Here is a 25898-nt window from a genome sequence, read left to right as displayed (position 1 = left end):
GCATACGTCTTTGAATACGTCGGCGATATGTTGTGCTGCTTAGGCTTCGGACATGCGCGTACTGATCGTGGAGGACGAGCCCTACCTGGCCGAAGCCGTCCGTGACGGTCTGCGGCTGGAGGCGATCGCCGCCGACATCGCCGGCGACGGCGACTCCGCCCTGGAACTGCTCAGCGTCAACTCCTACGACCTCGCGGTCCTCGACCGCGACATCCCCGGCCCCTCCGGCGACGAGGTCGCCCGCCGCATCGTCGCCTCCGGCAGCGGCATCCCGATCCTTATGCTCACCGCTGCCGACCGGATCGACGACAAGGCTTCCGGGTTCGGGCTCGGAGCCGACGACTACCTCACCAAACCGTTCGAGCTGCGGGAGCTCGTCCTGCGGCTGAGGGCGCTCGACCGCAGACGCGCGTATGCCCGGCCCCCGGTCCGCGAGATCGCGGGCCTGCGGCTCGATCCCTTCCGCCGGGAGGTCTTCCGCGACGGACGCTACGTCGCACTCACCCGCAAACAGTTCGCCGTGCTGGAAGTCCTCGTCGCCGCCGAGGGCGGGGTCGTCAGCGCCGAAGAGCTGCTGGAACGGGCCTGGGACGAGAACGTCGACCCCCTCACCAACGCCGTACGCATCACCGTCTCCGCACTGCGCAAACGGCTCGGCGCACCATGGATCATCGCCACGGTGCCCGGCGTCGGCTACCGGATCGATACCGGTGTGGACACCATCGCCCCCGGCAGTACGCATGCGTAGAGGCCCAGGGCCCAGCGCCCGACTGAAACTCACCCTCAGCTATGCCGGATTCCTCGCCGTCGCCGGCACTCTCCTGCTGGCCGTGGTGTGGGTGTTCCTGCTGCGCTACGTACCCGACAACCCCAAGGGCCTTCTCGGGATCTCGCCCAACCGCTACCTCCTTGTGCACACCTTCGCCCCCGCCGCGGCCGTGGCGATGGCCTTCCTGCTCGTGTTCGGCCTCGTCGGGGGATGGATCCTCGCCGGCCGGATGCTCGCGCCACTCACACAGATCCGGGATGCGGCACGGATGGCCGGGAACGGATCGCTGTCCCACCGGATCCGCATGAAGGGCCGCCAGGACGAATTCCGTGAACTCTCCGACGCATTCGACTCGATGCTCGAACAACTCGAGTCCCACGTCGCCGAGCAGCAGCGGTTCGCCGCGAACGCCTCCCACGAGCTGCGCACCCCGCTAGCCATCTCGCGGACGCTCCTCGACGTCGCCCGCAAGGACCCCACGCGGGACCGGGGTGAACTCATCGAACGCCTGCACGCTGTCAATACACGGGCGATCGACCTCACCGAGGCCCTCCTGCTGCTCAGCCGCGGCGACCGCGGGAACTTCACCCGCGAGAGCGTCGACCTCTCCCTCATCGCCGAAGAAGCCGCCGAAACGCTGCTTCCGCTCGCCGAACAGCGCCGGATCACGCTCGACGTCACCGGCGGGGCGGCCCGGACCAGCGGCTCCGCGGAGCTCCTGCTGCGGATGGTGACGAACCTCGTCCAGAACGCCATCGTCCACAACCTCCCCGCCGGCGGCACCGTGACGGTCCACACCGAGGCGCACGGCGACACGAGCGTGCTGCGGGTCGAGAACACGGGCCGTCGGCTCCCACCGGAACTGGTACCGACCCTCATCGAACCCTTCCAGCGCGGAACGGAACGCGTACGCACCGACGAGCACGCCGGCGTCGGCCTCGGCCTGGCCATCGTGCACAGCATCGTCCGCGCCCACGACGGGACCCTCGACCTCGTCCCCCGCCCCGTCGGCGGTCTCCTCGTCACGGTCCGGCTTCCCGGCACGCCGTAGTCATCGTCCCCGAGCGGGGCCCACCGGATCGGTGCACGGTTGGCAGTCGGGCATCGCGTCGAGCCCGCCCTGTCCCGACTGAAGCACTGGAAGATCCTGCGGGACTGCCGGCCCAAGGACAACGGCGTCGACCAGGCCACGCTCGGTGGTGCGGGCATGAAGGCAGGTTCTCTCAGCAACTCGTAGATACGAATCCAGCTGTACGAGAGCGAGTGCCGCCGCCGGCGTCTGCGGGAGGCGCCGTGCGCCGGGTCGGACGGGGCTTTGTGGAGCAGGGGGTGAACCAGGACCGGGGGAGGGCCCGGGTCCGCCAGGGCCACCGTGCTGTGCCAGATGAAGTAGGACGGGAGGAGCACAAGGCCGCGGCCGTTCAGATGCAGGTCACCGCCCAAGATGTGGTGCTCCACCTCCAGCACCGGGGGCCGCCAGTTCATACGCGGCGCGAGGCTGGACAGCAGGCCCTCGGCGCCGGCGCCGAGGAAGGCGCGGGCCCGTACGGCCTTATGGCTGTCCAGTGGTACGCCCGCAGGGCGTCGGTCAGCGTCCTGCGCTGCTCCGGCTCGGCGAGGCGTGGCAGCCAGGCCCTCCTGCGACTCCGGGGGGCAGGAAGTCGGGGTAGTACGCCGCGCGCGGGAAGGCGGGGAGCAGCAGGGACTCCACTGTGGGCGCGAGGCCGGACTCGGTCAGCCGGTGCGCCGCCGACCGGTACCAGCCGGAGTACGCCCGCCTGCCGCGGCGGGTCTGGAAGCGGTGCAGGCTCGATGCGATCTCCCGCGGCGGGTCTGGCTCCCCGTTTCGGCTCGCCTCCGGGGCAGCCGTACAGCAGAGATGCGCAGCAACCACACCGAATAGGGCGTGTCTCCCAAGCTCTGCATCAGCCCTGCTCCCATCGTTCGATGACGTCGCGGCACATGGCGGTGTGCTCGTCCGACACGAGCAGGACGAGGTTGCCGGCGTGATCGCTGTACTGGATCAGGACGTTGACACCGGCGTCGCCGAGCATGCGGGCAAGCGCGCCGAGCTGTCCGGGTGTCTCCTGGTTCAGCCGGGTCATGGTGACGTCGCGCACGACGGCGGGGCCGAGTCCCACGGCGTTGACAGCGGTCAGGGCGGCGGGGCCGTCGTCGACGAGGTAGTGCGCGACGGCATGCCCGTCGTGGGTGAACACACCACCGCCTTCCAGGCTCACCCCGTTGCTGCCGAGCGCCTGGCCGAGGTCGGCCAGCGCGCCGGGCCGGTTCGGCAAGTGGACCTCAAGGTCTTGCAGGTGGGCGGTCACGAGGCCACCACGGTGGTGGAGACCTTGACCGGGACTGACAGGCTGTTGGCGACGTAGCACTCGTGGTGGGCCCGCACGGCGATCTCTTGGATCTGGGTCTCGTCGGTCCCGGCGGGGACCTTGACGGTCACGTGCAGGTGGATCGTGGCCAGGCGGGCGGGTTTGGCGGTTTGGTCGAGGTGGCTCGTCGCCTCGTCGTCGTAGGCAAGCACGTCCACCCCGGCGCGGGCTGCGGCGCCGAGGAAGGACAGCATCTGGCAGGACGAGGCGGCCATGACGATGAGTTGTTCGGGGTTGAGTCGGTCGGGGTTGCCGCGGAAGGCCGGGTCCGCGCTCAGGTCGACCTGCGTGGTGGCCGGCGTGGTGACGGCGGTGTGGTCGCGCGAGTAGGCGCGGATCCCGACGGCGGTGGAGCCGTCCCAGTGCAGACGGGTGTGGTAGGCGTGCGTGTTCATGCTCGAACCGTAGGTCCGGGACGCTTCGGCACCGGCCGAAGCGTCGTCGTCGTATCGTCACCTTCATGAGCAGGGACCGGGACTTCACGAGAGCGGGCAAGGCGCTTGCCGCCCCCGCGCGCTCGGTGTTCCTGAACCTGCTCATGGACGGCACCGGACGGCCGGCCGGTGAACTGGCCCAGGGGGCCGGGGTGAGCGCCTCGACCGCGTCGGAGCACTTGGCGGTGCTCGTCGATGCGGGTCTGGTGACGTGCGAGGCGCGCGGGCGGTGCCGCTACTACTCGCTCGCCGGCCCGCAGGTCGCCACCGCTCTGGAAGCGCTCGGCGTCCTGGCCGACCCGGCGCCCGTCTCGGGGTATCGACGAAGCCGTCAGATGCAGAACCTGGCCGCGGCGCGGTTCTGCTACGACCACATCGCCGGGCGGCTCGGCATCGCGCTGACGGATGCCTGGACACACCAGGGATGGCTGGCGGACCGCGAGTCGCTCACCCTCACCGACGCCGGCGCTGACGGGCTGCGTGGCATCGGTGTGGATGTCGACGGCGCGATCCGGGCCCGCCGCGCCACCACTCGGGCGTGCCTGGACTGGACCGAACGACGAGCGCACCTTGCCGGTGCCCTGGGTGCTGTAGTCGGCAGACGGTTCCTCAAGGCCGGGTGGGTGGTGCGGCACCGCTCGGGGCGGGGCCTGAACGTCACCGAGAGCGGCCACGATCTCATTTGCGGAATCTGGGGAATCGACCTGGCCGACAAGGCCAGACCGGAACGGTGAGCGGGCTCCACCGCACGCTCGCCCATGCCCAGTGGCACCGAATCCGCCCGGTGGGGACGCGGCCGCACGCACCCGCGACGCGGAGGGCTCGGTTGCCGGTGAGCCGGTGGGGCACGCCGTGGCGACCCTCAGCGCGCGTTCATGAGGAGGCTCAGCAACCGTGCTGCACAATGGCTTTCGCAGATGGTCATGGTTTGCCGATCATTCGTAGACCGTCGCCGCTTGAAGAGCTCGGGCGAGGAACGTCCAGTCACCCGCAGCAGGTGGCTCCTTATCGAAGTTTCGATACCAACCCTCCGAGTCGTTCATCCACGCGGCGAGCCCCGGTTGCAGCGATGGTCGCCGCGCTCGCCCGTGAAGTGATCGTGCTCAACGAGAAGATCGGCGAGATCGACCGGCAGATCGAGGCTTCCTTCCGCCGCCACAAGCAGGCCGCCATCATTGCCAGCATGCCCGGGATGGGCGACCTGCTCGGAGCCGAGAACCTGGCCGCCATCGGTGGCGGCATGGATCTCTTCGGCAGCCCTGATCGCTTGGCGACCTACGCCGGCCTGGCACCGGCGCCTCGGGACTCAGGCAGGGTCAGCGGCAGTCGTCACCGCCCGATATCACCGACGTCTGCAACGGGCTTTGTTCCTGGCAGCCAAGAACAGCATCACCTGCTGCTCGGATTCATGCCGGTACTACGACCGCAAACGAGCCGAAGGCGAGAGGCACACCGAAGCAGTCCTGGCGCTGGCCAGGCGACGAGTCAACGTACTGTGGGCACTTCTCCGAGACCAGCGGCATTACGAACTCACGCCCCCGGTGGCAATCGCCCAGTAGGGTTTCTCGCCGATCGCGAACCTGATCGACCAAAGCCGACTTCTCAGGGAGGATCCCATCAGCATCGACCCATGACGCTGAGGAGACCCCTGTGATCACGCAAGGAGTACAGGTCGCAGGCCGGTGCACTGCCTGCGGAGGCACGACAATCTGCGATGTCGGTCAGTTCTTCGACCGCGGCATGCTCCGCTGGGGCACCGAAGGACGATGCGCGGACTGCCTGAATGGATGGTGCGAGCAAGACAGCGGCCCCGTTACGCCCGAGAACATTCGACAAGCGCTGCTGCAAGCGCACGGGCCAACGCGGCTTCGCCTGTCTGGAGACGTGCCGAACCTCGTTCCCGTGCTGCAAGCCCTCCGCAGTGCACAGGAACTATCCCTGGGCGAAGCACGAGCGCAGGCTGCGGAACTCGCCCGGACCGGTCTCATCGGCACACTCGTCGAGATGGAGGTCCTGGCGGTTCACCTCCGGAGACGAGCCGTCGCGGTGAGCGTTGAACCAGCAGCGTAACCCCGTCTGGACAGCACCCGCTGCGGCTTGACACCGGCATTGAGCAGTCTGGACAGCCCCGTTCACTGGGTTGAGCCCGTGTGCCTTGGGAAGCTGGTGACGATTCTGCAGCGCGGAGGCGCGGATACGGTCCGCAGGGCCGGCCGTGGAGCATTCCGCTGGAGGACAGCGCGTTGCTGGTCGCGGTGTACTGGCACACGAACTTGACGATGCAGCAGCTCGCCCTGTTGTCCAAGGCGTTCAATTCGGCCGCGGATCGCGTCATCGACCGCCTCGGGCCGTCGCTCGCGCTCCAGCCTCGCAAGCGGTTCGCCAAAGGCGCCGTGCTTATCGTGGACGGAACCCTGGTCCCGAACCGGGAGCACACCATCGCGGACCAGCCGAAGAACCACCGGTACTCAACCAACCGCCAGGTCGTCATCGACGCCGACCCCCGACTCGTCGTCGCCGTCGGCCGACCGCTGCCCGGCAGCCGTAACGACTGCAAGGCGTGGGAACTGTCCGGTGCGAAGGCCGCCGTCGGCCGGACCACGGTCATCGCGGACGGTGGCTACCGGGGCACCGGCCTGGTCATCCCGCACCGTCACGAACGCGGCCGGACCGAACTGCCTGCATGGAAGGAGGAGCGCAACACCTCCCACCGCAACGTCCGCGCCCGCGTCGAGCACGCCTTCGCGCGGAAGAAGGCATGGAAGATCCTTCGTGACTGCCGTCTGAAAGGCGACGGCATTCACCACCGCGATGCTCGGCATCGCCCGACTGCACAACCTTGCGCTCACGGGGTAACTCCCGCTCCATATGAGACCAGAGAGGCCCAGGGGAGGCGGCTCCCCGCCTCCCCGGCTCGGAGAATGCTCAGTCGATACAGAATTCGTTGCCCTCGATGTCCAGCATTGGGATGCACGACTCGTTTTCCTCATCGGCATACAGCGTTTGCACGTGGGTGGCGCCGAGCGCGACCAGTCGTGCGCACTCGGCTTCGAGTATGGCGAGGCGCTCCTCCCCCACGAGCCCGGTGCCGACCCGGACGTCGAGATGCACCCGATTCTTGACGGCCTTGCCTTCGGGGACGCGCTGGAAGTACAGGCGCGGGCCCACGCCTGAGGGATCGCTGCAGGCGAACCATGAATCCTGCTCCGCAGGAGGCAGGGTGCGGTTGAAGTCGTCCCAGGTGGCGAACCCCTCCGGTGGCGGCGGTATGACGTACCCCAACACCTCGCACCAGAAACGAGCGACGCGCTCAGGTCCTGCGCAGTCAAAGGTGACTTGGAACTGCTTGATCGATGACATCGGCGCACCATAACAGGGGGCCTCCGCCCGCCGCGTCCGAAGCCGAAGCCTTGAGGATCTTCTGAACTCGGTCCCTTTTCCGCGGGGTCCCGGGCTCATCGGCTCAGAGAGGTCTCCCGCTCCATGCGCGACAGTTTCTCGGGATTGCGCACGGCGTAGAGCCCGGTGATGAGGCCGTCGTCGATACGTACCGCCACGACGGTGTCGATCGCGCCGTCGAGCCGGAGAATCAGCGCCGGGTAGGCATTGACCTGCGCCGGGCGCAGCGACGCTGCGGTGAGCCTGCCCATCCCGGCGGCCATCAGGCGGGCCACCTTGTCGGCCCCCACGACGGGCCGCAGGACGGCCTGCTTGACTCCGCCGCCGTCGCCCAGGAGGACGACATCCGGCGCGAGGATGTCGAGCAGGCCCTGCAGATCGCCCGTTTCGGCCGCCCGTTGGAACGCATCGAGCGCGTCTCGGGTCTCGGTCGGGGAGACGATCCCGCGCGGCCGGCGCGCCGCGACGTGTGCCCGTGCCCGGTGCGCGATCTGGCGGACCGCGGCCGGGCTCTTGTCGACGGCTTCGGCGATCTCGTCGTACCCGAGGTCGAACACCTCGCGCAGCACGAACACCGCCCGCTCGGTCGGCGTCAGCGTCTCCATCACCAGCAGCATCGCCATCGAGACGCTGTCGGCCAGCTCGACGTCCTCGGCCACGTCGGGCGCCGTGAGCAGCGGCTCGGGCAGCCAGGAGCCGACGTAGGACTCCTTACGGCGGCCGAGCGTACGCAGCCGGCTCAGCGCCTGGCGCGTGGTGATCCGGACCAGGTACGCACGCTGCTCCCGCACCGTGCCGAGATCGACACCCGCCCACCGCAGCCAGGTCTCCTGCAGGACGTCCTCCGCGTCGGCGGCCGAGCCGAGCATCTCGTAGGCGACGGTGAACAGCAGGTTGCGATGGGCGACGAACACCTCGGTGGCGGGGTCCGCGCGTCCGCCGTCGGCGAGCTGCCCAGCGGCTTGCTGATCACCTCGCTCGTCCTTCTGGAGCGCGCGGGGGCTTCGGTCACGCTGAAGCCCGAGCATGAGGAGACCCTCAGGGAGGAGAAGGCCGCCTTCGTACGCGCCATGGGATAGCGTCGCCCGGCCTCGACAGGCAGTTGTCCAGCCTGACGCCAGCCACACCAGGCACGGGCGGGAGATCAGAGCGGCCTTGTGCCTCGTACCGCGTTGTTCAGGCCGTCGACGAGACGTCGCAGCCTTGCCCTGCCCGGGGCCTGGGATACGCCCGTGAAGCCGTGGCTGCCTTCGTCGACTGGGCCTTGGAGAATGTCCTGTCGGACAATTTGTTGGTCATTGCGGTCACTCAAGAGGCCAATGTCCGCTCGCGTCGACTGCTTCATCGAGTGGGAAGTGCACCGGGTGCGAAGGCGCCCGGTGCACTCAGGTGGCGGCGTGGACCGGCGCGAGTGCACCGCTGAACCACTGGGTGGTCCGGCGGCAGGTCCGGGGCGTCCCGCTCAGGCGTTGGGGCGCTTGCCGTGGTTGGCCTTCTTCTTCTTGCGGCCGCGTCGCTTGTTGCCTCGCTTGGCCATGCTGGATATCTCCCTCATTCGGAATATTTCGGACCGCCGTAAGTTTAGGTTCGGGCCGGTGCTGCCGCATCAGAGGCGCGGCGGGTGCCGCGTTCATTCCTCAGGGCATGGTCGGTGCGCCCCGGCGTTGTGGGGCCCTTGTGCCGGTAGCCGGACGCGCAGGGCCTCGGTGAACCAGGTGAAGGCCGGTGCAGGGTCGTCCGGGGGCGGCCAGGCGTTGATGACTGCGAGCAGCTGCAAGTACCGCTGCCTGCGCGGGTCGTTCGCCGCTTCCAGCAGGGTCAGCAGTCGGTGGCGCAGAGCGGTGGTGTCGGGGCGGCCGATGTCGTGTGCGTAGCTGGTCATGACCGTGTCGACGATCGGGTCCGCCCGGTGTGAGGCCGGGGTGATGCCGGCTGTCAGTGCCGGGGTGGCGTGGGCGAGGACCGTTGCTGCGGGGTCGCGGCGCAGCGCGGTCGTCGTGCTTTCGGCGCGGTCGGCCGCGTGGTGCTCGGCCATGCTGCGTATGGTGGCGCGGAAATCCGGGTCCTGGGAGAGCTCGGCCAACTCCACCCAGGCCTCCACCTGTTCGGTGTCGGGGGAGTCGGGGAGCTCCGGGGTCATCGAGCGCATGATGCCGGTGAAGTCGGACGACCCGGTGGACCCGGGGGCGGTGTCGGGGGCGCCGAACGCCGTGTCGAGGAAGTCGTCGATCAGGCGTCGGCGTTCGTCCTCCGAGAGCTTGGCCAGCTTGTGCATCAGATCCATCTCCTCAGGTGTGGACCCGCGCCTGGCCACCGTCGTCAGCACCGCGCGCCGCAGGCGCAGTGTGCGGATCTGCACCGCCAGGGACTCGGCGTGCGCTGCGGCGACCTCGGGGAGCGAGAGCTCCCGGTCCACGACCTTCCGGATCGTGGGAAGGTCCAGTCCCAGGTCGCGCAGCGTACGCACCAGGTCCAGGCGTGCGACGGCGTCGATGTCGTAAAGGCGGTGGCCGGCCGGGCTGCGGTGGGTCGGTGGCACGATCCCGCGGTCGGAGTAGAACCGGATGGTCTTGACCGTCAGCCCGGTCTGCCGGGCCAGATCACCGATCGAGTGGAGCGCGTCGCCGTCCATGCCCCCACTCTCATGCCTCCCCCTACGGGAGACTCAAGTCCTGGCACGTCGTAACGTGTCCTTCTCGTCATCCGCGGCAGTTGCACCGTCCCATGGGGGGAATCCATGTCCTACGGCTATCCGCCGACCCCGAAGCAGTCCCGTACCGGATTGATCGTCACGCTGTCCGTGGTGGGCGGGGTGGCCGTCCTGCTGGCCCTGGGTGTGCTGATCGCCGTCTCGGCCGGCAACAACTCGGCGGCGGGCGATTCGAAGACGTCGAAGCCGTCGAAGAGGCCGCCGGCCGGGGCCACGGAGGGCGGTGGTGTGTCCGAGGAGCCCACCGAGTCGCCTGTCGTGGAGGGTACGAAGGCCGAGGACGATGTGCGGATCACCAGCTGTGAGCTCGACTCGGTGACGCAGTGGCCCTCGGCGGGCGTGGAGATCGTGAACCACTCCGGGGAGCGGTCCTCCTACATCGTGAACATCGAGTTCGTGGACGGGCGCGGTACGCGCCACGGCGAGGGGCTGATGTCGTCGTCCAGTCTGGACGCCGGGCAGAAGTCCGTGGGGAAGGCCCAGGGGCTGGGGAAGTTCACGGGCAAGCTCACGTGCAAGGTCGCGAAGGTGTCGCGGTTCCCGGCTTCCTGACCTCGGGCCACCGGTCGCAGTACTCGATGTGGATCGCATGTGCCGTGAGGTGTGTTTCCGCCGCGTCACCCGTACGGGTGCGTCCGGGTGGTCGCTCGGGAGGGCGCCGCGCAGGGTCGGTTCTGTCTTGCAGTCCCGCTCCGGCCAAGGAGTCCCCATGGCACAGTCAGCGCCCACGCCCGACCCGGCTCCTTCCACCGAACCAGGGGGCATCAACCCCTGGGCGGCCGGCGGGATCACGTTCGCCGGTGTGCTGCTTCTCGTCGACGGTGTCCTCGGAGTGATCAAGGGCATCACCGGCATCGCCACCGACGAGGTCTACCGGCGGGTCAGGAACTACACGTTCAAGTTCGACGTGAGCGCATGGGGCTGGATCCACCTGGTCCTCGGCATCGTGCTCGGGATCGTCGGCTGGGGCATCCTCAAGGGCGCCACCTGGGCCCGTGCGCTTGGCGTGGTGATCGCCGCCGTCAACATGGTCGTCAACTTCGTCTGGCTGCCGTACCAGCCGGTCTGGGCGATCATCTCCATCGCCATCGACGCGTTCGTGATCTGGGCCCTGTGCACGGAGACCTCGAAGGCCGTCATCTGAGTCAGCTGTCCGAGCCAGCGAGAGGACCGCCGTGTCAGAGGTGTCAGAGGTGCCGAAGGAGAGCGCGGAAGAACTCGTCGCCCTTGCCGCCGAGGCGTACGTCTACGGGTATCCGCTGGTCCACGACCTGTCGACGGTCGAGGACTTCATGCAGACGGGCTCCGGCCCGCTGCCGCCCGCCCCCTTCAACCACTTCGCGCACGCCGGTCGACCCGCCCCCGCCGACACGCACTTCGTGCCCGGTGACAGCGACACGGTGCTCTCCATCGCCCACCTCGATCTCTCCGGCGGGCCGGTCCTCCTCCATGCCCCCGGCACGGACGGCGCGTACTACGTGCTGCAGTTCGTGGACGCCTGGACCAACAACTTCGCGTACGTCGGCAGCCGCGCCACCGGCACCGGGGCGGGGGACTGGCTCGTCGTGCCGCCCGGCTGGTCGGGCAGCGTGCCCGACGGTCCGCGCGGGGTGATCGACGCACCGACCTCCGTCGTCTCCGTCATCGGCCGCAACGCCTGCAACGGTCCGGAGGACATGGGGCGGGTCCGCGCGCTTCAGGAACAGCTCGCCCTCACCCATCTCGAACCGGGCACCCACCGCACGGGCCTGCCCGCGCCCGACCCCGACGTGCCGGAGTCGCTGCGGTTCTACGAGCAGCTCAGGGTGTGGATGGCCGACTTTCCGCCTTCCGCGGCCGACCAGGCGTATCAGGACCGGTTCCAGCCGCTGGGTCTGCTGGAGGAGGGGCCGTCGCCGTACGTGTCCGCAGACCCCGCTCTCCTACGGGCACTGACCGAGGGCCTCGCCCGGGGCAGGGCGCGGGTGGAGGAGGCGAGCCGGCCCGCGGCGGCGGGCGGGGGCTGGGAGATGGATCCGCATCTCTTCGACTACAACCTCGACCGGCACGGGGTCGGTACCGTCGACTCCCCGCAGTGGCGGATCGCGGACCGGGAGGCCGCCTATCCGGCCAGGGCGGTGGCGGCGCGGAACGCGTTGTGGGGGAGTCACGGGTACGAGGCGGTGTACGCCCACACCGCCCGCGACGCCGACGGGGAGCAGCTGAACGGCGCCCACTCCTATGTGCTGAGCTTCGAGCAGCAGGAGCAGCGGCAGCCGCCGGTCGAGGCGTTCTGGTCCGTGACCACGCACCCGGCCAGTGGCCTCGCCCCGGGTGTCGTATACGGCGAGGGCGGGTCGCCGACGGTGCACATCCGCAGGGAGCGGCCGGACGACCCGGCCGCGGCGGCGAACTGGCTGCCCGCGCCCGACGGGGACTTCCGGCTGGTGCTCGGGCTCCATGTGCCAGGGGCCGGGATCCTCGACGGTACGTACGAGATTCCCGCCGTCGAACGCAGCGGTGAGCAGTGAGCGGTGAGAAATAGGGAGAGGAAGCGGGGGAGACGTCCGGCCGTTGTCAGTGGTCCGGGTCACACTGGAGACATGTGCCGCAGTATCAAGACCCTTCGCCCGCCCGCCCTCCCCGAGGAAGCCACCGAGGAGGAGATCCGGGCCGCCGCCCTGCAGTTCGTACGCAAGGTGTCCGGCTTCCGGGCTCCGGCCGCGCACAACCAGGAGGTGTTCGACCGGGCCGTCGACGAGATCGCCGAGGCGACCGCCAGGCTGCTCGACGGTCTGGAGATACGGGGCGCCGTCAGGGCGTCGTAGTGGCCGTCGCGGGCGCCGTCAGCTGGGCGGCGGTCGCCGCCTCCGCCACCGGGCGGCGCATCACGTACGCGGCCAGCGCGCCCGCCACGAACAGGGCGAGGACCGAGACGGCCGTGCCCACCCAGCTCGCGCCGAGCCACTGGGCGCCGAAGTAGCCGAGGCTCACGCTGTAACCGGCCCAGGCCACGCCCGCCAGGGCCGACCAGGGCAGGAATTCCTTCGCCCTGCGGTGCGCGGCGCCCGCGCCCAGGGAGACGACCGAGCGGCCGGCCGGGGCGAAGCGGGCGATGACGACGAGGATGCCGCCGCCCCGGGCCAGTGCGGCGCCGAGGTGTTCCTGCGCGGAGGTGAGGCGGCGGGAGCGGGCGATGGCCCGGTCCAGGCGCTCGCCGCCGCGCCAGGCCAGCCGGTAGGCGACGAGGTCGCCGAGCACGGAGGCGCTGGCCGCGCACAGGATCAGAGCCAGGAGGGAGGGGACCTCGGGCACCTGCTCGGCGGCCCGCGTCGCGGAGGCCGCGCCCGCGACGGTGGTCGAACCGGCGGCGGCAGCCGTGGCGGCGGCGATCACCAGCACTCCGCTGGGCAGCACGGGCAGAAAGACGTCCAGGAGCACCGAGAGGGCGACCACGGCGTAGATCCATGGGCTGCCGGTCAGTGCACCCACACTCTCAAGCACCTACTACTCCCCGATCCGGAACAACGCCGCGACGTCGCAGGGGAGCGGCAGGAGCGGCAGGGCCAGCTGTACAGCGTACGCCTTGCGTTCATCCGGTGATCGATAAATTACGAGCGATGTTGGGAAGCTCACGTACACCCGGAAACGGGAAGCCAGGGTTCCGGGTGTACGTGACGAACAGCCCTTGAGCGGAAGGGCCCTGCCCGCACGCCTGTCGGGCTGCCGCGGCTGTCAGACCGATACGGCCGGTGCCTGCTCGCGCGTGCGGTCCTCGGCGCTCTCCTCGCCGCCCCGGCTGAACAGCCGGTCCAGCGCCAGCGCGCCGGGGCCGGTGAAGACCAGCAGGAGGAACACCCAGCAGAAGACGGCCGAGGGCTCGCCGCCGTTCTGCAGCGGGAAGAGCGCCTCGGGCTGGTGGACCTTGAAGTACGCGTACGCCATGGAGCCGGAGGAGATCAGGGTGGCGAAACGGGTGCCCAGGCCGAGCACCACCAGGCTGCCGCCGACGAGCTGGATGACCGCCGCGTACCAGCCGGGCCAGGTGCCGGCGGGTATGGATCCGCCGCCCATCGCGCCACCGAGGACGCCGAAGAGGGAGGAGGCGCCGTGACAGGCGAAGAGCAGGCCTACGACGATCCGGAACAGCCCGAGGGCATAGGGCTGAACCTGGTTCAGACGTGTGTGCATGGGGGGAGGCTCCTTCGGTCTGGTGGGGACGTGAACCGATTGAGCGGCCCAGATTAGGGAAACCTCACCAATGCTTGCAAGTTCAACATTTAGTCGACTGGCCGAAAGCCGTCCCGTGGTTGTCGGTCAGGGGTCGGTCAAGCACCGTCTTCAGCTGCGCACCCTTCTTCGTCGCCGTGGCCTGAACCAATGTCAGCGCAGCTTTCCGGCCATGCAGAGTGAGCGTCATGAGCTGATTGCCGAACCACGGTCCGCCGGTCCTGTGCCAGTGGACCGGAGGGGTACCCGTGCGCCCGTGCCGTGCGAGCAGCCGGCCCAGCCGCCGCCCCGCCCGGCTCCAGCCGAAGCGGAAGCCGGCCCGGAGCGCGCCGGGTATCGAGTTGTGCACGGGCGAGCAGGTCAGCTGGAGGACGCGTGCCTCCGGGGCGCCGCCCGGCACCCCGGTGGGCCATACGGGCTCCGCGATGTACGCATGGTGCACATCGCCCGACAGCACGCATACCGTCGCCGGGGCGTCCGGACCCCGGCCCGCCTGCCGGATCAGCTCGGTCAGCTTCCGGAAGGAGTCGGGGAAGGCCGCCCAATGTTCCAGGTCGGAGCGTTGACGCAGCTTCTCGCCGAACCGCGCCCAGCGCCCTTTGGGTCCGCCGCGCTCGCCACGGCACAACGCGGCGTTCCACTGCTCCGCGTCGTGTATGAGCGGCGGCAGGAGCCATGGCAGCGAGGTGCCGATCAGGAGGTGGTCGTACGAACCGGGGTCGGCGAGGGCCTCCTCGCGCACCCAGCGCGCCTCGTCGGCGTCGAGCATCGACCGTCGCTGCTCGTCGAGCTCGCGAGCCGCGCGGGTGTCCACCATCAGCAGCCGGACTCGGCCGAAAACACGCCGGTAGCTCCAGCGCGTACGGGTCGGCTCGGCGTCCGACTCGGCGGCGAACCGGCGCAGCGCCTCGGTGCCGTCCGGGACGGCGCGGACCGCGGCGTAGAGCGGGTCCGCGGCCAGCTCGGCGGGGGAGAGGTTGCCGAGGTGCTGATAGACCCAGTACGACATCAGTCCGCTGACGATCCGCTCGTGCCACCAGGGGGTGGCGCGGACGGCGGCGAGCCAGGCCTCACTGGTGTTCCAGTCGTCCATGACGTCGTGGTCGTCGAAGATCATGCAGCTGGGGACGGTGGAGAGCAGCCAGCGCACCTCGGGGTCGCGCCACGACTCGTCGTAGAGACAGGTGTAGTCCTCGTAGTCCGCCACCTGGGGGCCGGGCGGCTCGCTCAGATCGCGGCGTGCGGCCAGGCGGAGGCGGGTCGCCTGCGAGGTCTCGTCCGCGTAGACCTGGTCGCCGAGGAGCAGCAGTACGTCGGGGCGTTCCGCGCCGGGGTCGTCGGCGAGATGGGCGGCCAGGGTGTCGAGGGCGTCCGGTCCTGCCGGGTCCGGTCCGTGCGAGTGGTGTCCGGGGGCCGGGGGAGCCGCCCACCGGCAGGAGCCGAAGGCGGCCCGGACGGTCCGCTGGTCCGGCTCCTTGGCCAGGGGCGGGGTGGTGATCGTGCTCGGAGGGAAGCGGGAGTCCTCGGGCGGCCACACCCGTCGGTCGCCGAGCAGCACCTCGTACGCCGTCGTCGAGCCCGGCGTCAGGCCCGTCACCACGATCAGCGCGTAGTGGTGGCCGGCGACCGCGAACGTAGGGGAGGAGCCCGACGCGCCGTCCGCGCAACGGACTTCGGCCGTGCACGGCCGGTCCGCCTCGATCCAGACGGTCGCGGTCGAGGCGGTCTCCCAGTCGACGTACCGCAGCAGTGGTCCCAGCCGGAGCCCGGCCATGGTGTGCCTCCTCGCATCGTCCCGGTGTACGGGTACGGAGCCGTGCGGCGTGCACGGCCCCGTACGGTACGGAACGACGGGGGAGGGCGGGGCGGTTCCGCCGGGCGGGTCCGGCCCCTGGATGCGGGCCGGGCGTTGCGGTCCCCGGCCCGCGGTCCGCCTTCGCCGTTGTCCCGGGCGGTCGCTCAGCAGTCGCTCGGTTGTCCTTCGGCAGCCGGACGGCGGCCGGTCAGCAGCCGTTCAGGACCGACTGCAGGGCGCTCTTCTCGGCCGAGTCGACGCTCAGGTTGTAGTAGTGCTTCACATGCACCCAGGCGCGCGTGTACGTGCACCGGTACGCGGTGCGCGAGGGCAGCCAGGTGGCCGGGTCCTGGTCGCCCTTGGACTGGTTGACGTTGTCCGTGACCGCGATGAGCTGAGGACGCGTCAGGTCGTTGGCGAACGACTGTCGTTGGGCGGTCGTCCAGCTGCTGGCGCCCGAGCGCCAGGCCTCGGCGAGCGGGACCATGTGGTCGATGTCCAGATCGGATGCGGCGGTCCAGGTGGCGCCGTCGTACTCCGAGTACCAACTGCCGCTGACGGCCGCACAGCTGGAGTCCTGCGTCACGTTCGTGCCGTCCCGCTTGAGGACGACCTCGCGGGTGTTGCAGGCGCCCGACTGGGTGATCCAGTGCGGGAACTTGTCGCGGCTGTAGCCGGTCGACGAGCCCTCCGCGGAGACCGTCAGCTGGCTCAGATACGTACGGGCGGTCGATGCCGCGACCGGGGTGGGCATGGCCGCCTGGGCGGTGGGGGCGGTGAGCAGTCCGGTGGTTGCGGCGAGGGCGGCGGATGCGGCGACGACAGCGATGCGACGCGCGTAGACACCTGACATGCGAACTCCCTTGAAGTGGGGGGACCTTGGACGGGTGACCCTTGGGGCCCGGCCATCGTGGCGGCGCCAGGTTTCCGTGGGGTGGGCGCCAGGTAACAGGGTGGCGACATGGGCACGTCACATCAAGGGTTCTGACGAACAGCGCCGGAGCACGGGGCGTACGTCCCCATCTGGGTGGGCGTACGTCTCCGTCCGCGTGGGCGCAGGTGCTGATGCACCGGCAATTCGGCTGCACGGCAGGCGGATTCACGCTGCCGGTCCGAGCCGGGTCGGTCATAGGGTTACGGCGTGCTGCTACCGGTCAACATCACGCTCGGTGTCGTCCTCGCCCTGCTGCTCGTGGCGGCGGCCGCCGTCGCCGCCCTGGCCTCGCTCGGCCGGTCGCGCGAGATCCTCCTGGCCGGGCTGCGGGCCGCGGTCCAACTCGCCGCGGTTTCCCTGCTCATCGGCTGGGTGGTCCGATCGCTGCCGCCCCTGCTCGCGTTCGTGGCGCTGATGTACGCCGTGGCGGTACGGACCGCGGGCCGCCGGGTCACCGGCAATCGCACCTGGTGGTGGGCGGCTCTGCCGATCGGGGCGGGGGTCGCGCCGGTGGTCGCCCTGTTGCTGCTCACCGGGCTCGTCCCGGTCCGGGGCATCGCGCTGATCCCGGTGACCGGCATCCTCATCGGGGGTGCGCTGACCGCGACCGTGCTGGGCGGGCGGCGGGCGCTGGACGAGCTGACGACCCGGCGCGGCGAGGTGGAGGCGGGCATGGCGCTCGGGCTGCTCGACCGTGACGCGAGGCTGGAGATCGCCCGGCCCGCGGCGGCGGACGCACTGCTGCCGGGGCTCGATCAGACGCGGACGGTGGGGCTCGTCACCTTGCCGGGCGCCTTTGTGGGCATGCTGCTGGGCGGCGCCTCACCCGTCCAGGCGGGGGCCGTGCAGCTGTTCGTGCTGGTGGCGCTCATGGCCGTGCAGGCGGTGGCCGTCACGACCGTGCTCGAACTGGTGGCACGCGGACGGCTGCACAGGGACTGAGCCCGCCGGGCGGTCGTCGCGCGCCGGTGTGCGGCTGCCGTGCGCTGGTGTGTGGACAGCTATCGCGCGCTGATGTGCAGCCGGATCGAACCGTCGGCCGCCGCTTCCACCCGGAGCTGAGTCAGGTCCTCGACATGCGCGTCGGGCGAGAGCGCCGCGGCACGCGGGCCGACGCCCACGACGCGCATGCCCGCCGCCCGGCCGGCCGCGATGCCCGCCTCCGAGTCCTCGAAGACGACGCAGTCCGCCGGGGCGAAGCCCAGTTCGGCCGCGCCCTTGAGGAAGCCCTCGGGGTCCGGCTTGCTGGCGCCGACGCTCTCGGCGGTGACGCGGACGTCCGGCATCCGCAGGCCGGACGCGGTCATCCGGGTCCGGGCCAGCGCCTCGTCGGCCGAGGTGACCAGGGCGTGCGGGAGCCCGGCGATCGCGTCCATGAAGGCGGGCGCACCGGCGATCGGGACGACGCCGTCGGTGTCGGCGGTCTCCTCGGCGAGCATGACCCGGTTGTCCGCGTAGTTCTGCTCCATCGGACGGTCCGGGAGGAGCACCGCCATGGTGGCGTACCCCTGCCGCCCGTGGACCACCTTGAGGGCGGCCTCCGGGTCCAGGCCCTCCCGCAGTGCCCACCGCCGCCAGCAGCGCTCCACGACGGCGTCGGAGTTCACGAGGGTGCCGTCCATGTCCAGAAGGAGGGCGCGGGCTGTGAGGACGGTGGCCGGCATGGGCGGGCTCCAGGGCGCGGGGGGAGGAGAAGACGCGGGAAAGAGAACAAGCAGCCCCGCCCGCCGGTCAGGGGGTGGCGGGCGGAGGCTACTTTGTTCCATCACGATACAAAAACCTGCCCGAGAAAGCCAATCCTGCCCCGGACGGGCTCCCCGACGGGCCTCTCGGGCTGGGCGGTCAGGAGCGTCCCCGGCCCGTCGTCTCCGCCTCCAGGGCGCGGCGCGTATGGGGTCCGTACACCCCGGACGGGTCGCCCTCGATGGACTTGTAGGACTGGTAGACGCGTACGGCGCGCTCGACCTGGCTCGTGAAGTCGCCGTCGTCCCTGCCGTGGAACAGCCAGATCTCCGACAGTCGCCGTTGCAGCTCGGCCACCGCGGGCCCCCGGTCACCGCGGCGCAGCGTGGGACCGGCCGGTGAGGTGGGCGGTGCTGTCGACTGCGGAGCGCTCGTCTGCGGCGTGGACGCGGGGGGCGAGGTGGTGGCGGACGGTGAGGGTGACGCCGAGGCGCTCGCCGAGCGGGACGCGGAGGCGGTCGCGGACGGTGACGCGGAGGCCGGTCCGGAGGGCGAGGGCGATGCGGAGGCCGATGCGGATGCGGACTCCTGCGCCGGAACGCTCGCCTCGGGGGCGCTCACCACCGTGCTCGGCAGGGCCTGTTCCCGGTCGGCTTCCCCGTTGCCGCTTCCGTCGAACAGCCCGCCCGCGAACGCCGCCGTGCCCACCACCGCGGCCACGGCCGCCCCCACGGCCAGCGCCCCGAAGGGGCGTCGGCGGCGTGGCTGAACGGGATCGTCGGCGGGATCGACGGGTGCGGGTACGGGATTCGGTACGAAGACCGAGTTCAGTGCTGTCGTGCCGGCCGGTGGCGCCTCGGCCGGGGCGACGGCGTCCGGCAGCGGGCCCGCGAGTGGCTCCGTGAGTGGCTCTGTGACCGGGTCTGCCGCCGATGGCCCCCCTGCCGCCGGACCCCCCGGCGCCGGGTCGAGAAAGAGCGGCATCGTCGTGGCCGCGTCCTCCGCGGGATGATGGTGGTGCGATTCCTGCTGGTCCTGCTGTTCCTGCGGCTGCTCGTCGTCCCCCAGTGTCACGTACGGCCGGATCCGTAGCGGATCGAAGTCCTCCGCCGCCGCGACCTCCGCTCTGCGTGCCGCGCGCTCCCCGCACGCGCAGCCTGCGCGGTCCCCGGGTCTCTCGTCCGGTCTGCTGTCCATACCGCAATCCGGGCATACATGTCCGGTCATTATGGGCCCCTCCCCTTGAACTGCCTGCGATTATGCAGCCCGCCGCCGGGATGCCCAATGCCGGACCGGCCGTTCCCGCTCGGCAGGCCATAACCGTGTGGAACGGCCAGGATGGGGATGTAGCGGACCCGAGGAGATGTTCTATGGCCCAGCATCTGAGCCCCCCGGCCCCGGCCCCCGGTGCGGACCGCTCCACGCGGTCGGTCATGGTGGCCATCGGTGCGCTGCTTCTCGGCATGCTTCTGGCCGCCCTCGACCAGACCATCGTCTCCACCGCGCTGCCCACCATCGTCAGCGAACTCGGCGGTCTGGAACATCTCTCCTGGGTGGTCACGGCCTATCTGCTCGCGGCGACCGCCGCGACCCCGCTCTGGGGCAAACTCGGCGACCAGTACGGGCGCAAGAAGCTCTTCCAGACCGCCATCGTCGTCTTCCTCATCGGCTCGGCGCTTTGCGGCATCGCCCAGAACATGCCGCAGCTCATCGGCTTCCGCGCGCTTCAGGGCCTCGGCGGCGGCGGCCTCATCGTGCTCTCGATGGCGATCGTCGGCGATATCGTCGCGCCGCGCGAACGAGGCAAGTACCAGGGCCTGTTCGGTGCGGTCTTCGGTACGACGAGCGTCCTCGGACCGCTGCTCGGCGGCTTCTTCACCGAGCACCTCAGCTGGCGCTGGGTCTTCTACATCAACCTGCCGATCGGCGTCGTCGCACTCCTGGTGATCGCCGCCGTGTTGCAGATCCCGGTCCGGCGTACGCAGCACACCATCGACTACCTTGGCACCTTCCTCATCGCCTCCGTCGCCACCTGTCTGGTCCTCGTCGCCTCGCTCGGCGGCACCACCTGGGCCTGGGACTCGGCGCAGATCGTCGGTCTCGCCGTCCTGAGCGTGCTGCTGCTGACCGCCTTCGTACACGTGGAGCGCCGCGCCGCGGAGCCCGTCATCCCGCTGAAGCTGTTCCGGATCAGGACCTTCACCCTCGTCGCCGTCATCAGCTTCGTCGTCGGCTTCGCGATGTTCGGCGCGATGACCTATCTGCCGACCTTCCTCCAGGTGGTGCACGGCATCACGCCGACGCTGTCCGGTGTGCACATGCTCCCGATGGTGATCGGTCTGCTCCTCACCTCGACCGTGTCCGGGCAGATCGTCAGCCGCACCGGTCGCTGGAAGGTCTTCCCGATCGCGGGCACCGCCGTCACCGCGATGGGGCTTCAGCTCCTGCACCGGCTCACGGAGACCAGCAGCACCCTGGAGATGAGCATCTACTTCTTCGTCTTCGGCGCCGGGCTCGGCCTGGTGATGCAGGTCCTGGTGCTGGTCGTGCAGAACGCCGTCACGTACCAGGATCTCGGCGTCGCCACGTCCGGGGCCACCTTCTTCCGCTCCATCGGCGCCTCGTTCGGTGTCGCCATCTTCGGCACGATCTTCACGCACCGGCTCACCGACAAACTCGCCGCGGCGCTCGACGGCCGCACCATGCCCCCCGGGGTCAGTGCCGAGGGCCTGGCCGCCGACCCGCGCGCCATCGGCCAGTTGCCGCCCGCGCTGCGGCCCTCGGTGTTCCATGCGTACTCGACGTCGATCACCGATGTCTTCCTGTACGCGGCACCCGTCGTCCTGGTCGCCTTCGTCTTCGCGTGGTTCCTCAAGGAGGACAAGCTGCGTGGCTCGGTGACCGCCCCGGAGCCCAGCGAGACCCTGGCGTCGAACCCGGTCGAGCGGTCCTCCTACGACGAGTGCGCCCGGGCCCTCTCGGTGCTCGCCACCCGTGCGGGGCGCCGTGAGGTCTACGAGAAGATCACCGAGAGGGCGGGGTACGACCTGCTGCCCGCGGCGAGCTGGATGCTGCTGCGCATAAAACGGCACGGCACGGTCGAACCGGCCATGCTCGCCGAGACCGCCCCGGTGTCGCTGCGGGTGGTCACCGATGCGGCCCGTCAGCTGGAGGAACGCGGACTGGTCCGGCGCGAAGGCATACAGCTGGTGCTCACCGAGGCCGGCGGGGAAGCGGTGGTGAAGCTCGCGGAGGCCCGTGAGGAGTCGATGGCCGAGCTGCTCGGCGACTGGTGGGGGCCGGAACGGCCGACCGACCTGGTCAGACTCGTCTCGGAGCTGACCGCCGAGGCGAACGGTTCGAGCAGGGACCGGCCGCACTGCCCCGAGCCGAAGCGGGACCACGCGGCCGGACCCGCGTGAACCGCTGGGCGGACACCTACTGGAGCTCCTTGGCGAACCAGTGCTCCGCGTACTGCCGCCGGTGGAACGCCGGGACCTCCCGATAGCCGTGCTTGGCGTACAGCCCCCGCGCCTCGACCAGGTCGTTGCGGGTGTCGAGCCTGATCGTGCGTACGCCGAAGGCGCGCGCCGCGCTCTCGGCGGCCGCGATGAGCAGCCCGCCGCCGCCCGTCCCGCGGTGCTCGGGGCGTACGAACACCCGGGTCAGCTCCGCGGACTCCGCGTCCACCACCAGCAGCCCGATGCAGGCCGCAGGCTTCCCCTCGAACCGGCCGACGACGAACTGCCCGGTGGGCGGGGCGAGCCGGTCGGCGCCGTCATCGGTGAGCCCCTCGTCGATCTCCTCGGCGGTCGCGGGCCGGCCCCAGTAGCGGCCGGCGATCTCTTCGTAGTAGTCGCGACGCAGCAGCGCGGCATCGGGGGAGTCGAAGGGTTCGGGGGCAACGGTCCAGGCCATGCCGGTCATTCTGACTTGAGCACGATCGGAGGAGCGAACGGATAAGTGGTGGAGACTGGTGGACGGGGCAGGGGGAGCGAACGGATCGGCCGGGACGGCGCTTCACTCCGCACGCAAGCGTTCGGATTACGGCAGGCGCCATGCGCCCGCCCTCACCCCAGCGGCGGCGGAACCGTGACCGGCGGCGGAGGCGGCACCGGCCGGTGCCGCCGGGCCCGCACCACCAGCAGCGCCACCACGCCTGCCACCAGCACGGCCCCGAGCAGCGACAGCACCCAGGCGGGGACGCCGCCCACGGTCAGCAGCCTGTCCGTGTACACCATCGTCCTGTACGGGGTGTCGGCCCCGGCCGCGCGCAGTTCGTGATCGCCGTCGATCAGCTCCGGGCGCGGGAACGACTGCTCGATCGCGGTGACGAACACCGGCTTCCCGCCCGTCACCGCCGCCAGCGCCCCGGTGCCGTCCCCTGCCGGCCCCGGGTCGACCCGGCCCGCGTACGTCACCTGCGGAGCACTGCCGCCGATCGCGTCGCGCGGCTCCATCCGGTGCGCCGCCAGGACGTACAGGCCCAGCTGCTGCGGTGTCGAGGCGAGCTTCGACAGCCGCATCGGGTAGACCAACCGGTCGCTGGCGAAGCGCAGCCGCAGTGGTTCGAGGTCGCCGCCGAGGGGCTTGTTGCCGTCCCGGGGCGCGAGGCGGACGGCGACGTACTCCCACTTCTGCTCGACATAGGGCTTCAACGCCGTCGCCAGCCGGTCGGGCAGCTCGAAGCCGTTGTCCGTCAGCCACTTCTGCAGCGCCTCGGGATCGGTCGCGGCCAGCCGCGCCACGTCGAAGGGGCCGAGCCGCTCCCGGCCCACCACCTCGACCTGCGGGGCACCGGCCGAAGGACCGCCGGCCCCGTCCGCGGCGTTGCCCGAGCCGGTGAACGGCCAGTCGTCGGAGTGCGGCCAGAAGTAGTGCCTGGTCGCGTGCACCGGAGCGGTGAGGGCGGCCAGCTCGGAGAAGAGCGACGGATCGCCGAGCTCCACGCTCGCCCGGTGCGGCACCGGCATGATCCAGGCCGCCTCGGGGGCGTCCCCGCGGACCGTGAGCCGCATGACGATCTGCTCGGTACGGCCGTCCCAGCCCACCACCGATGTCTCCCGGTCGACCGAGACCTGGGTCGCCCTGCTCGGGACCATCGCCCCGCAGCCACAGGCGTACGCCGGGCTGATCAGCGATCCCAGCTGCAGCGACACCAGCATCAGCAGCAGTGACAGCGCACGCACCATCCACGCGCGCCTCTCACCCCGCACACGCCGCTTCCCCCCTGCGCACCACATGTCCCGTTTTCCTCCCCGTGATCGGCGAGCACGATCGACGAACACGATCGGCGAACACGGGAGAGGACGTGGCAACCAGCGAAGCGGTTCCGACCCGCTTCCGGCCGGTTCCGCCCTGGTCCGATCGCCCTTCGGTCATTCTTTCGGAAAAAAGCATGATGACAGTCAGGCGAATGGGGGGTTGATTGTGTCTACCTCATAGCGCAATGCGAAGGTTTCACAGCACGCCCAGGACGAGGGACGGGCACCGAAACGGTGGGAGGGTCGGCGCAGCGTGGCGAATGCGGAGCACAGTGTGCGCGGGGACGCGGCGACGGGGGCGAGGACCGGGGCTGCCCGGGCTCTGCTCTGGCTGGTTGCGGCCGCGCTGGCCGTACGGCAGATGGCGGTGGTGCTGCGGCAGCCGCCGGGGGAACGGCTCACCGATCTGGAGACCTGGATCGGTGAGAACGGTGTCCTGCACGTGACGGGCTCGCTGTACGACAGCGACCGGTTCACCGGCACCCCGTTCGCCGGGCTGGTCCTGAAGCCACTGACCCGGATCGCGGAACAGAGCCTGGGCGTCTTCTGGACCTTCGGTTCGCTGCTGCTCGTCGCCGCGCTCGGCATCGTCGCCGCCCGCGCGCTGCCGGGCCCGGTCAGCCGCCGCACCTCGCTGCTGGCCGCCCCCGTCGCGATCAGCCTGCTGATGCTCTCCCTGCCGGTCCGCAACGCGCTCCACCTCGGACAGACCAGCATCCTGCCGGTCCTGCTGGTGCTGCTGGCCTGTTTCACGGTCCGCGGGGAACGCGCCTCGGGCCTCCTGATCGGGCTCGCGGCCGCGCTCCAGCCGACCGTGCTGCTCTTCGCGGCCCTGCTCTGGCTCACCGGCCGCAGGCAGGCCGCGGTGACCGGCGGCGCCGCGTTCGCCGTCTGCACCGCGCTGGCCTGGGCCGCCATGCCGCGCGACTCGTGGACGTACTGGGTGCACCATGTCGCGGGCGCCGGGCTCGGCGACAACGCGGACAGCCTGGCCAACCAGTCCCTGCACGGCGCGCTGCTCCGGTTCGGCCTGGCGGGACCGCTCGAAATCGCGCTGTTCGTGGTGCTGGCCGCTGCCGTCGGCTACGTCGGACTGCGCCGCGCCGTACGGTACGCACGGGACGGGCAGCTGCTGCTGGCCGTCGCCGTGACCGGCTGCGTCGCCGTCGCCGTGTCGCCGACCGCCTGGCAGCACCAGTTGCTGTGGGTGCTGCTCGCGGTGGTCGGCCGGATCGGCAGACGGGCCTGTGACCGGCTGGTGTGGCCCGCGGTCGTGGTGCTCGTGCTCACGCTGCCGGGGAAGATGCTGCTGCCGAACATGGCGGTGGTCTTCCCCGTACGCGACAACGTGCTGCTGATCGCGGCGCTCGGCGCGGCCTGCGCCGCACCGTTCCTGCCGCGCACCTCGCCGTACTGGCAGCAGCCGATCCCCACGGACCACGCGGTCCCGGTCGCGTCCCGCTGGGGCCGCATCCCCCTGCTGCCGTTCTGGCAGCGGGTGCTCAGCCGGCCTAACCTGCTGCTGGAGCTGCTCCTGATCAGGGTCGTGTACTCCGCGTACGCGCACGTCAGGCTCGCGGCGACGGCAGGCCGTGCCACCGCCGAGCACCACGGCCGCCAGGTCCACTCCCTCGAACAGTGGCTGCACATCGACATCGAGCGCTGGGCCAACCAAGCGGTCGTGAGGGTCGGCTGGCTGAGGGACTTCTTCGACTACTACTACTCGACGTTCCACTTCATCGTGCCGCTGACGATCCTCGGTGTGCTGTACGTGCGGCGCCCCGCGGACTACCGCTGGGTCCGCAGCTCCATCGGCTTCGCCACGATCCTCGCGCTGGCCGGCTTCTGGCTCTACCCGCTGGCCCCGCCGCGGCTGATGCCCGGGCTCGGCTTCATCGACACGGTCCATGGCGTCCAGGACTTCGCGAAGCCGGACTACGGAACGCTGACCTCGATGACCAACCAGTACGCGGCGATGCCCTCGCTGCACTTCGGGTGGTCGCTCTGGTGCGGCGTGGTCATCGTCATGCTGGCCCCGAAACCGTGGATGAAGGCGCTGGGACTGCTGCACCCGCTGTTCACGGTCTCCGCGATCGTGGCCACGGCCAATCACTGGGTGCTGGACGCGGTGGGCGGTGCGGCCGTCGTCGCACTCGGTTTCGGGTTGACGTACGTGCTGTCGGGGCCGCGTAGGCTGCGGCTGCCGGGCGTGCCCGGGGCGGCGAAACCGCAGGACGACGCCGGGGTGGCGGTGCCGGTTCCGAGGTCGACCGACGACGCGGTGGGCAGCAGACAGCACTGATCGCACGGA

General features: G+C 70.4%; 28 protein-coding genes and 3 pseudogenes. 15 read left to right on the top strand and 16 right to left on the bottom strand.

Annotation, left to right across the window (positions count from 1 at the left end; translation table 11 throughout):
• Positions 1–52: 52 nt before the first annotated feature.
• The 3 genes and pseudogenes from OG507_RS12255 to OG507_RS12245 form a co-directional block, all read left to right on the top strand.
• Positions 53–748 carry a response regulator transcription factor gene (locus OG507_RS12255; RefSeq protein WP_327367219.1) on the top strand — a complete coding sequence of 232 codons (696 nt, stop codon included), beginning with the start codon at positions 53–55 and terminating at the stop codon, positions 746–748.
• Complete coding sequence (locus tag OG507_RS12250; protein WP_327367218.1) at positions 741–1820, top strand: sensor histidine kinase; 1080 nt, start codon at positions 741–743, stop codon at positions 1818–1820. The genes OG507_RS12255 and OG507_RS12250 overlap by 8 nt, the downstream gene beginning before the upstream one ends.
• 54 nt (positions 1821–1874) lie before the next feature.
• A pseudogene (locus OG507_RS12245) lies at positions 1875–2006 on the top strand (IS5/IS1182 family transposase); the annotation flags it as partial.
• A gap of 351 nt (positions 2007–2357) precedes the next feature.
• Here the strand turns inward: OG507_RS12245 and OG507_RS12240 are convergent.
• Genes OG507_RS12240 through OG507_RS12230 form a run of 3 tightly spaced genes read right to left on the bottom strand, consistent with a single transcriptional unit; the run spans position 2358 to position 3554 of the window.
• Positions 2358–2663: a hypothetical protein gene (locus OG507_RS12240; RefSeq protein WP_327367217.1), complete on the bottom strand. Its 306-nt coding sequence runs from the start codon at positions 2661–2663 to the stop codon at positions 2358–2360.
• Positions 2664–2694: 31 nt separating this feature from the next.
• Positions 2695–3099 carry an ACT domain-containing protein gene (locus OG507_RS12235; RefSeq protein ID WP_327367216.1) on the bottom strand — a complete coding sequence of 135 codons (405 nt, stop codon included), beginning with the start codon at positions 3097–3099 and terminating at the stop codon, positions 2695–2697.
• Complete coding sequence (locus OG507_RS12230) at positions 3096–3554, bottom strand: OsmC family protein (RefSeq protein ID WP_327367215.1); 459 nt, start codon at positions 3552–3554, stop codon at positions 3096–3098. Before OG507_RS12230 ends, OG507_RS12235 begins: the two co-directional genes overlap by 4 nt.
• Before the next feature lie 65 nt (positions 3555–3619).
• Here OG507_RS12230 and OG507_RS12225 point away from each other — a divergent pair, with 65 nt between their 5' ends.
• On the top strand, positions 3620–4327 hold the full coding sequence (locus OG507_RS12225; RefSeq protein WP_327367214.1) for an ArsR/SmtB family transcription factor: 708 nt from the start codon (positions 3620–3622) through the stop codon (positions 4325–4327).
• Positions 4328–4528: 201 nt separating this feature from the next.
• Here the strand turns inward: OG507_RS12225 and OG507_RS40375 are convergent, their stop codons facing one another.
• Positions 4529–4660: a DUF7660 family protein gene (locus tag OG507_RS40375; protein ID WP_442811098.1), complete on the bottom strand. Its 132-nt coding sequence runs from the start codon at positions 4658–4660 to the stop codon at positions 4529–4531.
• Between OG507_RS40375 and OG507_RS12220 the strand changes: the two are divergent.
• Positions 4657–5152, top strand: a pseudogene (locus tag OG507_RS12220) (transposase); the annotation flags it as partial. The gene OG507_RS40375 and the pseudogene OG507_RS12220 overlap by 4 nt on opposite strands.
• A gap of 581 nt (positions 5153–5733) precedes the next feature.
• Positions 5734–6449: pseudogene (locus OG507_RS12215) on the top strand (transposase).
• A gap of 69 nt (positions 6450–6518) precedes the next feature.
• On the opposite strand, the gene OG507_RS12210 reads toward OG507_RS12215, so the two are convergent.
• Together OG507_RS12210 and OG507_RS12205 are read right to left on the bottom strand one after the other, a co-directional pair.
• On the bottom strand, positions 6519–6953 hold the full coding sequence (locus OG507_RS12210) for a VOC family protein (RefSeq protein ID WP_327367213.1): 435 nt from the start codon (positions 6951–6953) through the stop codon (positions 6519–6521).
• A 95-nt stretch (positions 6954–7048) separates the two neighbouring features.
• Complete coding sequence (locus tag OG507_RS12205) at positions 7049–7906, bottom strand: RNA polymerase sigma-70 factor (protein ID WP_327367212.1); 858 nt, start codon at positions 7904–7906, stop codon at positions 7049–7051.
• Here OG507_RS12205 and OG507_RS12200 point away from each other — a divergent pair.
• Both OG507_RS12200 and OG507_RS12195 read left to right on the top strand, forming a co-directional pair.
• On the top strand, positions 7892–8071 hold the full coding sequence (locus tag OG507_RS12200) for a DUF6086 family protein (protein ID WP_327367211.1): 180 nt from the start codon (positions 7892–7894) through the stop codon (positions 8069–8071). The genes OG507_RS12205 and OG507_RS12200 overlap by 15 nt on opposite strands.
• A 23-nt stretch (positions 8072–8094) precedes the next feature.
• Entirely contained in the window at positions 8095–8415 is a 321-nt protein-coding gene (locus tag OG507_RS12195; protein ID WP_327367210.1) for a GNAT family N-acetyltransferase, read from the top strand.
• 39 nt (positions 8416–8454) lie between these two features.
• Here OG507_RS12195 and OG507_RS40370 read toward each other — a convergent pair whose 3' ends face one another.
• On the bottom strand, positions 8455–8529 hold the full coding sequence (locus OG507_RS40370) for a 50S ribosomal protein bL37 (protein WP_099504217.1): 75 nt from the start codon (positions 8527–8529) through the stop codon (positions 8455–8457).
• A 93-nt stretch (positions 8530–8622) separates the two neighbouring features.
• A complete protein-coding gene (locus OG507_RS12190) occupies positions 8623–9624 on the bottom strand; it encodes a helix-turn-helix domain-containing protein (protein ID WP_327367209.1) in 1002 nt (333 codons plus the stop codon).
• Between the two features lie 105 nt (positions 9625–9729).
• Here OG507_RS12190 and OG507_RS12185 point away from each other — a divergent pair, with 105 nt between their 5' ends.
• From OG507_RS12185 to OG507_RS12170, 4 genes are all read left to right on the top strand, one after another.
• Positions 9730–10254 (top strand): hypothetical protein, encoded by a 525-nt coding sequence (locus OG507_RS12185; protein WP_327367208.1) that lies wholly within the window; start codon positions 9730–9732, stop codon positions 10252–10254.
• A gap of 157 nt (positions 10255–10411) precedes the next feature.
• A complete protein-coding gene (locus tag OG507_RS12180; protein WP_327367207.1) occupies positions 10412–10846 on the top strand; it encodes a DUF7144 family membrane protein in 435 nt (144 codons plus the stop codon).
• 31 nt (positions 10847–10877) lie between these two features.
• Entirely contained in the window at positions 10878–12212 is a 1335-nt protein-coding gene (locus tag OG507_RS12175; RefSeq protein ID WP_327367206.1) for a DUF1254 domain-containing protein, read from the top strand.
• 72 nt (positions 12213–12284) lie between these two features.
• Entirely contained in the window at positions 12285–12509 is a 225-nt protein-coding gene (locus tag OG507_RS12170; protein ID WP_327367204.1) for a DUF2277 domain-containing protein, read from the top strand.
• On the opposite strand, the gene OG507_RS12165 is transcribed toward OG507_RS12170, so the two are convergent.
• From OG507_RS12165 to OG507_RS12150, 4 genes are all read right to left on the bottom strand, one after another.
• A complete protein-coding gene (locus tag OG507_RS12165; protein WP_327367203.1) occupies positions 12496–13185 on the bottom strand; it encodes a DedA family protein in 690 nt (229 codons plus the stop codon). The two genes, OG507_RS12170 and OG507_RS12165, sit on opposite strands and share 14 nt — an antisense overlap.
• A gap of 231 nt (positions 13186–13416) precedes the next feature.
• On the bottom strand, positions 13417–13872 hold the full coding sequence (locus OG507_RS12160) for a DoxX family protein (protein WP_327367202.1): 456 nt from the start codon (positions 13870–13872) through the stop codon (positions 13417–13419).
• 82 nt (positions 13873–13954) lie between these two features.
• On the bottom strand, positions 13955–15685 hold the full coding sequence (locus OG507_RS12155) for an alkaline phosphatase D family protein (RefSeq protein ID WP_327367201.1): 1731 nt from the start codon (positions 15683–15685) through the stop codon (positions 13955–13957).
• Between the two features lie 229 nt (positions 15686–15914).
• Positions 15915–16559, bottom strand: coding sequence for an HNH endonuclease family protein (locus OG507_RS12150; RefSeq protein WP_327367200.1), 645 nt, complete (start codon positions 16557–16559; stop codon positions 15915–15917).
• Positions 16560–16847: 288 nt separating this feature from the next.
• Here OG507_RS12150 and OG507_RS12145 point away from each other — a divergent pair, with 288 nt between their 5' ends.
• Positions 16848–17582 carry an ABC transporter permease gene (locus tag OG507_RS12145; protein WP_327367199.1) on the top strand — a complete coding sequence of 245 codons (735 nt, stop codon included), beginning with the start codon at positions 16848–16850 and terminating at the stop codon, positions 17580–17582.
• A gap of 59 nt (positions 17583–17641) precedes the next feature.
• On the opposite strand, the gene OG507_RS12140 is transcribed toward OG507_RS12145, so the two are convergent.
• Together OG507_RS12140 and OG507_RS12135 are read right to left on the bottom strand one after the other, a co-directional pair.
• Positions 17642–18304 (bottom strand): HAD-IA family hydrolase, encoded by a 663-nt coding sequence (locus OG507_RS12140; protein ID WP_327367198.1) that lies wholly within the window; start codon positions 18302–18304, stop codon positions 17642–17644.
• Positions 18305–18482: 178 nt separating this feature from the next.
• Entirely contained in the window at positions 18483–19520 is a 1038-nt protein-coding gene (locus OG507_RS12135; RefSeq protein WP_327367197.1) for a peptidoglycan-binding domain-containing protein, read from the bottom strand.
• Between the two features lie 173 nt (positions 19521–19693).
• Between OG507_RS12135 and OG507_RS12130 the strand changes: the two genes are divergently transcribed.
• Complete coding sequence (locus OG507_RS12130; protein ID WP_327367196.1) at positions 19694–21745, top strand: MFS transporter; 2052 nt, start codon at positions 19694–19696, stop codon at positions 21743–21745.
• A gap of 16 nt (positions 21746–21761) precedes the next feature.
• Here OG507_RS12130 and OG507_RS12125 read toward each other — a convergent pair whose 3' ends face one another.
• Positions 21762–22241, bottom strand: a complete 480-nt coding sequence (locus OG507_RS12125; RefSeq protein WP_327367195.1) for a GNAT family N-acetyltransferase — start codon at positions 22239–22241, stop codon at positions 21762–21764.
• A 152-nt stretch (positions 22242–22393) separates the two neighbouring features.
• The gene (locus OG507_RS12120; protein WP_327367194.1) at positions 22394–23515 is read right to left on the bottom strand and encodes a DUF2330 domain-containing protein; all 1122 of its coding nucleotides are present in this window, start codon (positions 23513–23515) and stop codon (positions 22394–22396) included.
• Between the two features lie 394 nt (positions 23516–23909).
• On the opposite strand from OG507_RS12120, the gene OG507_RS12115 reads away from it, so the two are divergent.
• Positions 23910–25889, top strand: a complete 1980-nt coding sequence (locus tag OG507_RS12115; RefSeq protein WP_327371947.1) for a bifunctional glycosyltransferase 87/phosphatase PAP2 family protein — start codon at positions 23910–23912, stop codon at positions 25887–25889.
• The last annotated feature ends 9 nt before the right edge of the window (positions 25890–25898 follow it).

Source organism: Streptomyces sp. NBC_01217, from assembly GCF_035994185.1.
In the GTDB taxonomy this organism is placed as follows: Bacteria; Actinomycetota; Actinomycetes; order Streptomycetales; family Streptomycetaceae; genus Streptomyces.
The sequence above is the reverse complement of the archived record's forward strand: the minus strand, read 5'-3'. Positions and strand labels throughout refer to the sequence as shown.